The organism is Mitsuokella sp. AF21-1AC (assembly GCF_003458855.1).
In the GTDB taxonomy this organism is placed as follows: Bacteria; Bacillota; Negativicutes; order Selenomonadales; family Selenomonadaceae; genus Mitsuokella.
The window spans coordinates 712-14875 of record NZ_QRVW01000010.1; the positions used below are offsets into that span (position 1 = coordinate 712).

10 protein-coding genes are annotated in these 14164 nt (G+C 59.7%); all 10 read left to right on the forward strand.

Annotation, left to right across the window (positions count from 1 at the left end):
- Positions 1-157: 157 nt before the first annotated feature.
- A complete protein-coding gene (locus DWX75_RS05125) occupies positions 158-1597 on the forward strand; it encodes a sensor histidine kinase (RefSeq protein WP_118015261.1) in 1440 nt (479 codons plus the stop codon).
- Positions 1598-1647: 50 nt separating this feature from the next.
- The gene (locus DWX75_RS05130) at positions 1648-2238 is read left to right on the forward strand and encodes an ANTAR domain-containing response regulator (protein ID WP_118015262.1); all 591 of its coding nucleotides are present in this window, start codon (positions 1648-1650) and stop codon (positions 2236-2238) included.
- 231 nt (positions 2239-2469) lie between these two features.
- Complete coding sequence (locus tag DWX75_RS05135; protein ID WP_118015263.1) at positions 2470-4593, forward strand: BglG family transcription antiterminator; 2124 nt, start codon at positions 2470-2472, stop codon at positions 4591-4593.
- Between the two features lie 60 nt (positions 4594-4653).
- A complete protein-coding gene (locus tag DWX75_RS05140) occupies positions 4654-6543 on the forward strand; it encodes a PTS mannitol transporter subunit IICBA (protein WP_118015264.1) in 1890 nt (629 codons plus the stop codon).
- A 71-nt stretch (positions 6544-6614) separates the two neighbouring features.
- Positions 6615-7766, forward strand: coding sequence for a mannitol-1-phosphate 5-dehydrogenase (locus DWX75_RS05145; protein ID WP_118015265.1), 1152 nt, complete (start codon positions 6615-6617; stop codon positions 7764-7766).
- A 169-nt stretch (positions 7767-7935) separates the two neighbouring features.
- Positions 7936-9429, forward strand: a complete 1494-nt coding sequence (locus tag DWX75_RS05150; protein WP_158558760.1) for a chromate transporter — start codon at positions 7936-7938, stop codon at positions 9427-9429.
- A 66-nt stretch (positions 9430-9495) separates the two neighbouring features.
- Entirely contained in the window at positions 9496-11196 is a 1701-nt protein-coding gene (locus DWX75_RS05155) for an adenylyl-sulfate reductase subunit alpha (RefSeq protein WP_118015267.1), read from the forward strand.
- Positions 11177-11491: a ferredoxin family protein gene (locus tag DWX75_RS05160; protein WP_118015268.1), complete on the forward strand. Its 315-nt coding sequence runs from the start codon at positions 11177-11179 to the stop codon at positions 11489-11491. Before DWX75_RS05155 ends, DWX75_RS05160 begins: the two co-directional genes overlap by 20 nt.
- A 32-nt stretch (positions 11492-11523) precedes the next feature.
- Positions 11524-12432, forward strand: a complete 909-nt coding sequence (cysD, locus tag DWX75_RS05165; protein WP_118015269.1) for a sulfate adenylyltransferase subunit CysD — start codon at positions 11524-11526, stop codon at positions 12430-12432.
- Position 12433: 1 nt separating this feature from the next.
- The gene (locus tag DWX75_RS05170) at positions 12434-14065 is read left to right on the forward strand and encodes a sulfate adenylyltransferase subunit 1 (protein WP_118015270.1); all 1632 of its coding nucleotides are present in this window, start codon (positions 12434-12436) and stop codon (positions 14063-14065) included.
- Positions 14066-14164: the final 99 nt, after the last annotated feature.

Here is a 14164-nt window from a genome sequence, read left to right on the forward strand (position 1 = left end):
GGTGCTACCACAGGTAATTGGCCCTTATAGGGCCAGAGCAAACCACCAGTTTAACTGGTGGTTTTGATTTTATAAAATTAACATTTTGTTGTTACAAAATTAAACGTTTTCTGCTATACTATAGGACAAATGTTTATGGAATGAAGGGGCGTGTAACATGGAAGATATTGCTTTACTGTGCCGGCGGCATACTATGCTTTCGGTTATGCAGATCAGTCTTTTGATGCGCATGTCGGTGGTTTTTCCGTTTGTGGCCGATCTTGCCCACGGAGAACTCAAGGTCTATGTGCGCGCCAGACAGCAGGATTCGTTCCTGCTCATCGCGCAGGAGCGTCCGCATACCATCTATATGCCGGGCAAGCCGGAAGGCGTGGGCAGGATTGTGCGCTGCATCGAGGAACCCATGGTGGAGGATACCTTCCGCACCGGGCGGCCGGGCCGCGGCAAGCGCGAGTGGAATTACGGCTCGATGATCGACATGTACACGTTTGGCATACACGACGGCGACAAGGTCATCGGTGTGCTGAACTTTGAAGTCGATGCCGACAAGCTCTCGATTGACGGCTACCTGCATCTCCTGGAGGCAGCCGTCATGGTGCTCCAATATGCCAGACGCTCGCTCGACCCCGAGCAGTTTCATCCCATCACGGCGCGCGACGGCATCATCCTGACGGATGCGCACAGCCGCATTGTCTTTGCCGATGCGGCGGCCCAGCGCATCTACCGGGTGCTCGGTGTCGGCAGCCTGCGCGGCTGTCATCTCTTTGACCGGCAGCTCACGCAGCACGTCATGCGCGAGACGGTTGAGCGCGATCGGCCCTGGCAGAAGGAGATCACGGCGGGCGGACTCATCCTCATCCGCCGCGAGATTGTTATCCAGGAAGGCGGCGCGACGAAGATGCGCATCGTCATTCTGTCCGATGTGACGGATACGCGGGCCAAGGACAAGGAGATCCGCATCAAGTCCGCCGTCATCCAGGAGATTCACCATCGCGTCAAGAACAATCTGCAGACGATTGCAAGCCTGCTGCGGCTGCAGGCCCGCCGCTCGAAGTCGGAGGACGTCAAGGCCGCGCTGCAGGAGAGCGTCAACCGCATCCTTTCGATTTCTGTCGTTCACGAGTACCTTTCCCAGCAGGGCAGTGAGGATATCGACGTGCAGGAGGTCATGGAGCATATCTTCGAGCTGGCGGCGCGCAACATGACCGACCGCCACTTCACGATCCATACGGAGTTCAAGGGGCCGCGGCTGATCCTGCCCTCGAAGTGTGCGAGCTCGGTGGCGCTCGTCTTGAATGAGCTCGTGCTCAATGCGATGGAACATGCATTCACGGGGCGCACGGAAGGGCTCATTGGCCTTGCTGTCGAGGAGGCGCCGGATCACTGGCAGCTCGACTTTTACGACGATGGCATCGGGCTGCCGGATGATTTTGCCGAGCGGCCGCGCAAGTCTCTGGGACTTTCCATCGTGCGCACGCTTGTGGAGGGGGACCTCGGCGGCACGTTCGTGCTGGAAAATGATGAAAAGGGCAGAGGACATGGCACACATGCCCGGCTTTACCTGCCGAAGGCGCAGCCGAACCCCACTGATGAATGACAGAACGATATAAATAAACAGATACTGATGAATGGACAGGAAGTGTGACAATGGCAAAGCAGGAGAAACTCAGATTCGTCATCGCAGATAATGAATCCATCATTCGCATGGACCTTCGGGAGATGCTGGAAGAGGCCGGTCATGAGGTTGTCGGTGAGGCCATCGACGGGCGCAAGGCCGTGGAACTCACGCGTCAGCACCGCCCGGACCTTGTCATCATGGACATCAAGATGCCGCAGATGGACGGCATCACGGCGGCGGGCAAGATCGCCGAGGAGAAGCTGGCACCCGTCCTGCTGCTGACGGCCTTCAGCCAGCCGGAAATCGTCGAGAAGGCCAAGGATTCCGGTGTGCTCGGCTACCTTGTCAAACCCGTGCAGGAAAACAACCTGTTCCCCGCCATCGAAATCGCGCTGTCGCGCTGGCAGGAGATGCAGGGACTCGAGCAGGAACTCGCGGGCCTCAGGGACTCGCTGGCCATGCGCAAGACGCTCGACCGCGCCAAGGGCATCCTCATGGCGGCTCACCACCTGTCGGAGCCAGAAGCCTACCGACGCATCCAGCAGTATGCGATGATGAAGCGGCTGACCGTTAAGGAAGTGGCCGAGGCCATCGTCAAGGCAGCCGGTGGCAAAGTTTGACGGCTCTTGCACGCCTGTAAGCACAGCAATACTAAATAAGAAATCCGTTCTGGACATTTTGAACCCCTTGCCAAATAAGGACTTGGCAGGGGTTCTTTAATTTTGTCCAAAACGAATTCGGACGAAACGAAATGTCTTTTGATTGTTTCCGGGCGGGGTATCCGCTATAATAAAAGTAACTTAAGTTGAAGGAACCCAAAAGGCTTCCCAGTGTACATAGGAGGCTGCAACATGAAGACAAGTGCTCGCACCATCGCCATCATCCAGTGCCTGCTGGCAGGCGGCGATACGGTGACAGCCGGAACGATTGCCAAAGAGCTCGGCGTCAGCAGCAAGACGATTTCGCGCGAGCTCCCGAAAGTGGAGATGATGCTCAAGGCATATGGCCTGAAACTCGTGCGCAAGACGGGGGCTGGGCTCAGGATTGCGGGCAATGACGCTCAGCTTGAAGAGCTTCGTCAGAATACCATGCAGATGGAGTTTTCCGCCTACACGCCGCAGCAGCGGCAGATCATCCTGGCCGGTCAGCTCCTGCGGACGACGGAGCCCATCAAGCTCTTCGCGCTCGCGAATATGCTGCGCGTGACGGACGGCACCGTCAGCCATGATCTCGACAAGCTCGAGTCATGGTTCCAGGAACGCCGCCTGCTGCTCGTCAGGCGCCCGGGTCTCGGGGCCTACGTCAAGGGCAGCGAACAGGATATCCGCCGTGCACTCGTCGAGCTCATCTATGCGAATCTCGATGAGGAGCAGCTGCTGTGCCTCGTGCACGATCAGCTGCAGGGCGGTGAGAAGGGAAGCGCGGCCGACCAGTATCTGCTGAACCTCGTGGATGAACACATTGTTCATGAATTGGAAGCGATGGTCCATGAGATGGAAAGCGGCCTGCCGCATCACCTTTCCGACACGGCGTTCATCGGCATCGTCGTTCATCTGTCATTCGCTGTCCAGCGCATGCGCAAGCAGGAAGACATTCACATCGATGCCGAAACGCTTGCCGCCCTGCGCGGACGGCGGGAATACCAGGTGGCGACGGAGCTTTCCCGGCGCATGGCCCTGCGGTTTGACATCACGGTCCCCGAAGACGAGATCGGCTACATCACGATGCATCTCCTGGGAGCGCGGAGCCTTTACCGCACGGACGATGACCACATGACTTCGGTGGTCGACAATTTCCATCTCGTGCGCATGGCGCGTTCCATCATGAAGCGCGCGGAGCAGGAGACGGGCAGCAGGCTTCTTGGCAACAAGGAACTGCTGCTGGGGCTCGTCAATCATCTGGGCCCCTCCATCAGCCGCCTGCGCATGCACATGGATATCCGGAATCCGCTGCTGAAGGAGATGCGCACGACGTATCCGCAGTACATGGAGCTCGCGCGCAAATCCGTCGAGCCGCTCGAAGAGGAACTCGGAGAGAAGCTGCCGGATGCGGAAATTGCCTACATCGCAATGCATCTCGGCGCGGCTCTCACGGAACATCACGCCGTGACGCCGCAGCGCCTGCGCGTCATCGTGGCCTGCCAGACCGGCATGGGTACGAGCCGCATGCTGGCGAGCGGCCTCAAGCAGTCATACGATGAGCTTGAGATTGTCGACCTCGTCTCTGCGCTGCAGATCAATGCGGAATACGCCAGGAGCCATCACGCCGACTTCGTCATCTCGACGGTGCCAATCCCGTGGTCGCCGTTGCCGGTCGTCGTCACGACGCCGCTGCTCGACAAGGCGGACAAGCGCCGCATCGATGAAGAGATCCTGCATCAGCAGAAGAAGGCCGTCCGCCTGCGCGAAGCACTGCCGCAGAAGAAAGCCGTGCCGTTCCCCGAGGCCTTGCGCCAGATGGCTGCCTACACAAAGGCCATCCAGGAACTCCTGCAGAATTTCTTCAGTCGGGCGATTGAGGAAAAGATGCCGGCCATCCAGGATATCTGCCGCGCTGCCGCCTGTGCGGCCAGTGAGGAGCCCGAGGCCCGGGCAGGCATCGCTTCGGCGCTGCTCGCCCGCGAGGCGGAGGGCGAGACCATCCTGCGCGGCAACGCCATGGTTCTGCTGCACGCACGCACGCACTTTGCACCGTCGCCGCTCTTCGGCATCCTGCATCTGCGGGTGCCGGTGCAGTACCCGGCGAAGGACGGTGAGCTCGTCCGCACGGCCATCGTCATGCTGGGCCCTGAGGACAGCAGCCGCGAGGCGCTTGAAACCATCGGTGCCGTATCCGCGGCACTGCTCGAACGCTGGGGACTCATCGAGATCCTCAACGAGGGCAATCCCCACGATATCTACCAGGAGCTCGAAACCATCTTCAAGGACTTTTATCAAAAGAAATACCAGGAGCTCCTCGGCAGTCAGAATGCTTAGGTTTTATATTTTATATTTGATGTGTTGTCATAATAGGTACTTGTATGGAAGGAGATTCTTATGAGCAATCAAAACAAGGAAGGCGCTCAGGAAGCCATGCAGAAGTTTGGCCGCTTCCTCTCCGGCATGGTCCTGCCGAACATTGGCGCATTCATCGCATGGGGCCTCTTGACGGCCCTGTTCATTCCGACGGGCTGGTGTCCGAACGAATACCTCGCGCAGGTCGGCGCGCCGATGAGCAAATGGCTCATCCCGCTGCTGCTCGGCTATAGCGGCGGTGCTGCCATCTACGGCCATCGCGGCGGTGTCCTCGGTGCCATTGCAACGTCCGGTGTTATCGCTGGTTCCGACATCCCGATGTTCCTCGGCGCCATGATCATGGGTCCGCTCGGCGGCTGGGTCATCAAGAAGTTCGATAAGGCCATCGAAGACCACATTCCGACGGGCTTCGAGATGCTCATCAACAACTTCTCGGCCGGCATCATCGGCGGTATCCTCGCCATCCTGGCCTTTGCGGCCATCGGCCCGGTTGTCCTCGCTGCCAACGCAGTCCTGCGTGCCGGCGTCGAAGGCATCGTCGCCATGGGCCTCTTGCCGCTCGCTTCCATCATCATTGAGCCGGCAAAGGTCCTCTTCCTCAACAACGCCATCAACCACGGCGTCCTTTCCCCGCTGGGCATCCAGCAGGCTGAGCAGTACGGCAAATCGATGTTCTTCCTGCTCGAGGCAAACCCGGGCCCTGGCTTCGGTGTCCTGCTCGCTTACTGGTTCTTCGGCAAAGGCATGGCCAAGGAATCCACGCCTGGTGCCATGATCATTCACGTACTCGGTGGTATTCACGAAATCTATTTCCCGTACATCCTCATGAAGCCGATTCTCGTGCTCGCCGTCATCGCCGGCGGCATGAGCGGTGTCTTCACGCTGAACCTCCTGGGCGGCGGCCTCATTGCTCCGGCCTCCCCGGGCTCCATTCTCGCCGTGCTCGCCATGACGCCGAAAGGCGCATTCCTTGCGAACATCGCGGATTTCCTCGTCGCCACTGCTGTTTCCTGTGCCGTTGCCTCCATCTTCATCAAGGGCTCGCACGATGATGGCAACGATGAATCCCTCGAAGCTGCCCGTGAATCCATGGTCGAGATGAAGAATCGCGGCAAGGATCTGCCGGCTGATGAAAAGAAGGTCTCCGGTGCAGAACTCAAACGCATCGTCTATGCCTGCGACGCCGGCATGGGCTCCTCGGCTCTTGGCGCTGCTGCCCTGCGCAAGAAGCTCAAGAAAGACGGTTACACGGATATCTCGGTCACGAACTGCGCCATCGGCAACATCCCGAAGGATGCCCAGCTTGTCGTTTCCCATGAGAAGCTCGCGGAGCGCGCGCTCGAAGACAGCCCGCAGGCCGAGCACATCTGGGTCAAGGATTTCACGCAGAACAACGTCTATGACATCGTATCGGCCCGCCTCAAGGGTGAAGGCGTCGCGAAGAGCGATGCGCCGGCTGCTGAGGAAACGCTCAAGGAAGGTATCCTGACGAAAGAAAACGTCAAGGTCGGCCTCAAGAGCGTATCCAAGGAAGAAGCCATCAAGACGGCCGGCGAGCTGCTCGTCAAGGGCGGCTATGTCGATACGCCGTACATCCAGGGCATGCTGAACCGCGAGAAGGATATCACGACGTACATTGGCAAGGGCATTGCCATTCCGCATGGCGAGAATGCCGTCAAGGACAGCGTCAAGAAGTCCGGCATCGTCGTCCTGCAGTATCCGGAAGGCGTTCAGTTCGGTGATGACAAGGCATATCTCATCGTCGGCATCGCAGGCCGCGGCAATGACCATCTGGCCATTCTCGCCAACCTTGCCACGACGATGGATGAGTACAGCGATGAACAGCTGCATGAACTCTACACGACGAAGGACCCGAACATCCTTTACAACGTGTTCACGAAGGTTGATTGAGACATTCACGCAGGTTCCCGGCCGGCTCTTTCGGCCGGTGAGCCGTGTGAGATATAGGAGGACTCAGAATCATGAAAGAGGCAATTCATTTTGGTGCAGGTAATATCGGCCGCGGTTTTATCGGCGAGCTGCTCGTCCAGTCCGGCTATGAAGTGACGTTTGTCGACGTCAATGAAGAGCTGGTCGAGACGATCAACGCCAAGAAAGCCTACAACATCCAGATCGTAGGCGATGAGCCGCAGACAATCCATGTCGAGCATGTCAAGGCCATCAACAGCAACACGAACCTTGAGGATCTGCTCGCGGCCATCGTGCATGCCGATATCGTCACGACGGCCATCGGCCCGAATATCCTGAAGTTCATCGCACCGAATATTGCCAAGGGTCTTGAACGCCGCGTCAAAGAGAATACGACGCCGCTCAATATCATCGCCTGCGAGAACATGGTCGGCGGTTCGACGGTGCTCAAGAATTTCGTCTACGAGCATCTTGCAGACGAGGCCAAGCCGCTTGTCGACAAGTACATTGGCTTCCCGGATGCTGCCGTTGACCGCATCGTGCCGCTGCAGCACAACGAAGAGCCGCTGCTCGTACAGGTTGAGCCGTACTGCGAGTGGGATGTCAACCGCACGCAGGCCAAGGGCGAAGTTCCGGAAATCAAGGGCCTGACCTGGGTCGACAACCTGCAGGCTTATATCGAGCGCAAGCTCTTCACGGTCAATACGGGCCATGCTTCCATCGCATACCTTGCGTACCAGAAGGGCATCAAGGACATCTACAGCGCTATGCAGGACCCGGAAATCGTCGCTTTTGTCCGCAAGGTCTGGGGCGAGACGGGCAGCATGCTCATCGAGAAATACGGTTTCGATCCGGCTGCCCATCAGAAATACGTTGAGACGACGGAAAAACGCTTCGCGAATCCGCATCTTTCCGATGAGGTCACGCGCGTAGCCCGTGGACCGAAGCGCAAACTCGGCGCCAAGGACCGTCTCGTGAGCCCGGCCACGCAGCTCATCGCACAGGGCAAGACGCCGGCAGCGCTCGCAAAGGTCATCGCCGCCGCCCTGCACTTTGACTATGAGGGCGATAAGGAAGCCGTAGAGGTACAAGCTTATGTCAAGGAACATGGCTATGAAGAGGCTCTGACGCACTTCACGGGCATTGAGAAGGGCAGCAAGCTCTACGAACTCGTCGAGGCAGAGCTCAAGGCTTACGAAAAGTAATATTTACATATTGACAAACTATGTTATTTCGCTTATGATAAATACATCGTTTGAAAAGAACTGACCAATGCATGGAGGTTCTAAGATCACAGGGATGACCTGTGGTCTTAGAACCTCCTTTTTTATGTCAGATGCTGGTTGCTTGATTTTCTTGGAAAGGGTGAGGGCAGTGGAGCAGATTTTCCTGCAGGCAGGACAGGCCGTGCAAGGTGTGCGCCATGAATACGGCAGGCTCATGCGGCTGGCCGGCAGCATGCTGCGCATCGGAGCCATCGGCTTTGGCGGCGGCAATGCGCTGATTCCCGTCATTGAGGCGGAAGTCGTGCAGCGCGGGCGGCTTGTGTCGAAGCGCGACTACGAAGAAGACGTGATTGCAGCCTGCATCACGCCGGGTGCGCTGCCCGTTGAGATCGCGGCTGGTATCGGCCGCAGGATCGGCGGTTTCCCGGGCATGCTGCTCGCCGCCTCGATGATGGCCCTGCCGGGCGCCCTGCTGACGGTACTGATCCTTTCGGTCCTGACCGGCGAGCAGGGAGCGGCCATCTCGGGCATCCGCTACGTATCGGTTGGCCTCGGCGCTTTCATCATCAGCCTGCTCGTGGCCTATGTCCTCAAATCGCTCGCAGCTGCCGAGCAGGCGGGCGGTGAGATTTTCCGCGCGATGTGCCTCGTCATGGTGGCGGTGTTCCTGCTCTCCTCGGAGAAGAATCTCTACGCATTGCTCGGTCTGCCAATCACGCCCATCTTCAATCTGTCGGTGCTGTCGGTGCTGGGCCTGGCGTTCTTCCTGATCTTCTTTTTGGGCAGCGGCTTTTCGCGGGGCAGGGGGCTGACGGCTGGTTTTGTCACCGTGCTCTATCTCCTGAGCGGCAGCCATATGGAGCTGTTCGCTTCACCCTTTCTGGAGCACCTTGCCATTTTCCTGATGGTGGTGCTCGGTCTGCGGGGCCTGCTGCAGAGCTTTCGTGCCGGCGGCGAGAAAATTGGCGGCCGGAAATTATGGGCGGAGACGCTGCGGGAAATCGTGATCTGGCTTTTCTTCGCGGCCATGCTTTCCGTGCCGGCCCTGATGCTCGTGCCGGACAGCCTCATGTATCTCGGGCAGGGCTTTCTTTCCTCGCTGCTTTCATTTGGCGGCGGCGATGCCTATCTGACAATTGCCGATGGCATTTTCGTGCAGGGGGGGACGACGGAGGCGGCCGACTTTTACGGGCAGCTTGTGCCCGTGGCCAACGCGCTGCCGGGCTCCATCCTATGCAAGATCCTGACGGGCATCGGGTATCTTGCGGGTCTGCGCTGGAGCGGCATCATGGGCGGCTTTTTGCTGGCGCTGGCCGGCTTTGCCGTGAGCGTGGCGGCCTCGGGCCTGATCTTCGGCCTGGCTGCGCGGCTCCTGCGCACGTTCCACGATGTGCCCGTCTTCCGTCAAATCAGCCTCTGGGTGCGGCCCATCATCAGCGGCCTGCTCCTGAATGTGGCACTCTCGATGCTGCGCACGAATCTTGCGGCGGGCAGCAGCCTTTCCCTCTCTTCGGGACTCGTGCTGCTCTTTACCCTCGTTCTTGCTGCGATTTGCCTCTATGCCATCCATTACCGCCACTCGTCGCTGGCCCTGCCCATGGCTCTTGCCGCCGGCAGCGGCCTGGTACTGGCTCTGATTTGATTCAGGCCCGGCAAAGCGGCAGGCATCGCAACAATGTGTTGAAACTGGATTTTGGGAGAGATGTTCATGGAACCTGTACAGATGGAGAGGCGGCGCCTTGCGGCCGATGTCCTCATTATCGGCGGCGGTACGGCGGGCTGCTATGCGGCCATGCAGCTCGGCAGGAAGCCGGAGCTTGCCGTGATCGTTGCTGAAAAGGCCAATATCGAGCGCAGCGGCTGCCTGGCTGCCGGCGTCAATGCCCTCAATGCCTATATATCGGGCGGTCATACGCCGGCGGATTACGTCGAGTATGCGCGCCGGGATGCGGAGGGCATCATCCGCGACGATCTCATGCTGACGCTGGCGGAAGATGTCAATGCGGTCACGGAGGATCTCGAGCGGCTGGGCCTCGTCATCCTGAAGGATGCAGAAGGCCGCTACGTGACGCGCGGCTGGCGCAACGTCAAGATCAACGGTGAGAACATCAAGCCGCTGCTTGCCCGGGAGGTGCGCAGGCAGAAGAACGTGACCGTCCTCAACCATGTGAATATCACGGACCTCATGGTCCAGCAGGACGCGGCGGGAAAGCGCCGCGTCACGGGGGCCTGGGGCTTTTCCGTGCGGGAGCCCGTGGCCTATGAGATCACGGCACGCGCCGTGCTCGTGGCGACGGGCGGTGCCGCCGGGCTTTACCGGCCGAACAATCCGGGCTTCTCACGCCACAAGATGTGGTATCCGCCGTTCAACACCGGTGCGGGCTTTGCGATGGGCATCCGGGCCGGGGCCGAGATGACGACCTTTGAGCATCGCTTCGTGGCGCTGCGCTGCAAGGATACGATTGCGCCGACCGGCACGATTGCGCAGGGCGTCGGCGCGAAGCAGGTCAATGCCAGGGGCGAGATCTACGAGACGAAATACGGCCTGACGACACCGGAGCGCATCTACGGCACGGTCGAGGAGAACCGCAGGGGCAACGGCCCGTGCTACCTCGATACGCGTCACATCAGCGACGCGCAGCAGCAGGACCTCTATCATGCGTATCTCAACATGGCACCGGCGCAGACGCTCAAATGGGTGGAAAGCGGCAGGGGGCCGAAGGAGCAGCCCGTCGAGGTTGAGGGCACGGAGCCTTATGTCGTGGGCGGCCACACGGCCAGCGGCTACTGGGTTGATACGGGCCGCGCGAGCACGATTCCGGGCCTCTTTGCCGCGGGCGATGTGGCGGGCGGCGCGCCGCAGAAATACGTGACGGGGGCGCTGGCCGAGGGCCGCATCGCCGCACAGTCCATCGCCGCGTATCTCGCGGAGGCCGAGGCGCCGATACAGGCAGAAGGCCCTGACCGCACGGCGGAGTACGAGCAGTATTTCCGGCAGGCAGCGGGCAGTCTCACGCCCCTGCAGCTTGAAGAAGCGATGCAGAAAATCATGGATGAGTACGCCGGCGGCATCCGCACGGATTACCGCTACAACGAGAGCCGCCTGCAGCTGGCAGCAGAGAAAATCCGTCATCTCGAGACGCTGCTGCCGGCCCTGCATGCCGACGACATGTACGAGCTCATGAAGATCTATGAGCTGCGCGAGCGGCTGACAGTCTGCCGGGCCCTCATCGCGCATCTGCTCGCACGCAGGGAAACGCGCTGGCATACGTTCGGCGAGAATGCCGATCATCCGGAGCAGTCGCCTGACGGACTCTGCTACGTCAATTCGAGGTGGAAGGACGGGGATTTTGAGATCCTGTACCGGCCGCTGGTCAAGGGAGGTCATTATGAGCATACGCATCCATGAAGAACGCTGCATCGGCTGCGGTCGTTGCACGGAGGCCTGTCCCGGCAATCTGCTGCGGCTCTCGTCAAATGGCAAGGCGGAAATCCGCGCGGTGGAGGACTGCTGGGGCTGTACGGCCTGCATGAAGGAATGTCCCGTGAGCGCCATCGGCTACTTCCTGGGCGCGGACATCGGCGGCAGCGGCGGCACGCTGCGCATCGAGCGCGAAGGCCATTTTTACCACTGGCGCATCGAGCAGCCCGGCAGGGCCGATACCGTCATCACCATCGACCGGCAGAATGCCAACCGGTACTGAAGCGATTACAGAATCAATAAGGAGTCATTCATATGGGAAAATTATCGCACCTCGATGCCCTGGAGGCCGAGGCCATTTACATCATCCGTGAGGTGGCGGCCGAATGTGAGAAGCCGGTGATGCTTTATTCCATCGGCAAGGACAGCACGGTCATGATGCATCTCGCACTCAAAGCCTTTTATCCGGAGAAACCGCCCTTCCCGTTCCTGCATATCAACACGACCTGGAAATTCCATGAGATGATCGCCTTCCGCGATGCCCAGGCCAGGGAATACGGCCTCGAGATGATCGAGTACAAGAATGAAGAGGGCCTGAAGGCCGGCGTCAATCCCTTCGATTACGGTGCTTCGTATACGGATATCATGAAGACGCAGGCACTCAAGCAGGCACTGACGAAATACGGTTTCACGGCCGCGTTTGGCGGCGGCCGCCGCGACGAGGAGAAGTCCCGCGCGAAGGAACGCGTCTTCTCGTTCCGCAACGCGGCACAGGCCTGGGACCCGAAGAACCAGCGCCCCGAGATGTGGAAGCTCTACAATGCCGAAATCAAAAAGGGCGAGAGCATCCGCGTGTTCCCGCTTTCCAACTGGACGGAGAAGGATATCTGGCAGTATATCCGCCGCGAGAAGCTCGATATCGTTTCGCTGTATTTTGCCAAGGAACGCCCGGTCATCGAGCGCGACGGCAATCTCATCATGATTGACGACGACCGCATCGTCGAGAAGCTCGGCCTCAAGCCGGAGGACATCCAGCACAAGAAGGTGCGCTTCCGCACGCTCGGCTGCTATCCGCTGACGGGCGCCGTCGAATCGGAAGCCGATACGCTCGATGCGATTGTCGAGGAAACGCTCGGCGCCGTCGAATCGGAGCGCACGAGCCGCGTCATCGATCACGAGGGAGCCGGCAGCATGGAGCGCCGGAAACGGGAGGGTTATTTCTGATATGAACGATTTACTCAAATTCATCACCTGCGGCAGCGTCGACGACGGCAAGTCCACGCTGATCGGTCATCTCTTATACGATGCCAAGCTCATTTATGCAGATCAGGAGGAGGCCCTGCTGCTTGACTCCAAGGTCGGCAGCCGCGGCGGCGCCATCGACTACTCGCTGCTCCTCGACGGCCTGCTCGCTGAGCGCGAGCAGGGCATCACGATTGATGTGGCGTACCGCTACTTCACGACGGACAACCGCAGCTTCATCTGCGCCGATACGCCGGGCCATGAGGAATACACGCGCAACATGGCCTGCGGTGCCTCGTTTGCCGACCTCGCCATCATCCTCATCGATGCGACGCAGGGCGTCCTGACGCAGACGCGCCGCCATGCCCGCATCTGCGCGCTCATGGGCATCCGCTACTTCGTCTTCGCCGTCAACAAGATGGACCTGGCCGCTTATGATGAGGCGCGTTTCCGGGAAATCGAGGCACAGATCGCAGAGATCCGGCAGGAACTTGGCCTTCACAGTGTCCAAGTCATCCCCGTATCGGCCACGGAAGGTGACAACATCACGCAGCGTTCGCCGCATATGGCGTGGTATGACGGCCCGGCGCTGCTGCCGTATCTCGAACAGGTCGATGTGAGCGCCGTCGAAGAAGAGGGCTTCTACATGCCCGTGCAGCGCGTCTGCCGTCCCAATCACGAATTCCGCGGCTTCCAGGGGCAGATTGAGAGCGGCAGCATCGCGGTGGGCGATACCGTCACGTCGCGTCCGAGCGGCGAAACGGCGCAGGTCCGGAAAATCCTCGTGGCCGACCGTACGGTCGAGACGGCGCAAAAAGGCCAGCCCGTCACGATCCAGCTCAACCGCGAAGTCGACGTATCGCGCGGCTGCGTGCTCGAGAAGGCGAGCGGTGTGCAGCTCGCTGCCAATTTCAAGACGGAGATTCTCTGGATGGACGATGTGCCGCTTTCCATCGGCAAGAACTTCCTCGTCCTGCTCGGCACGAAAAAGATTCCGGGCATCCTGACGAAGATTGACTACCGCATCGACATCAACACGGGCGAGCACGTCGAGGCTGATACACTCCACAAGAACGAGATCGCTGTCTGTGAGATCGCCGTGACGGAACCCATCGTCATCGACCTCTTCGAGCATCACCGCACGCAGGGCGAGCTCATCCTCATCGACCGCATCAGCAATATGACGGCGGCCTGCGGCGTCGTGCGCGAGATCGTCTCGGGCGAAGGCAGGCGCCATCTCGCGGCCAATCCGCAGCTGCGCAGCGCGCTGAACTGGCAGAGGCCGCTGGCCGTGGCTTTCCAGCCGGGCCTTGACGGCACGACGGCTGAGGCCGTGGAAGAAGCGGAGTATTACCTCGTGCGCAACGGCCGTCACACGTATCTCTACGCCCCGGCAGAGGGTGAGGACTGCGGGCGAACACTCGCGCATCTCTTGCAGGCCGGCCTTATCGTCCTGCTCGTGCTGTCGAAGGATGCCGGCCTGCCGGAGGCGGCTCAGCCGTATGCATCGCTTGCCGCCGGGCAAGATGGCAGGGATGCGCAGCAGATCGCCGAGACCATCCTGCATCATACCATGCTGAATTCGATGATGGCGCCGAACAACTGGGTCATCTGATTCTCGTTTGATTTTGCCGTATCCGGACTCTTGAGAGGGCTGCCCTGACGCAGCCCTCTTTTGCATGTGCGCGGCAGGAGGTTTTGTTTTTTTGACTTT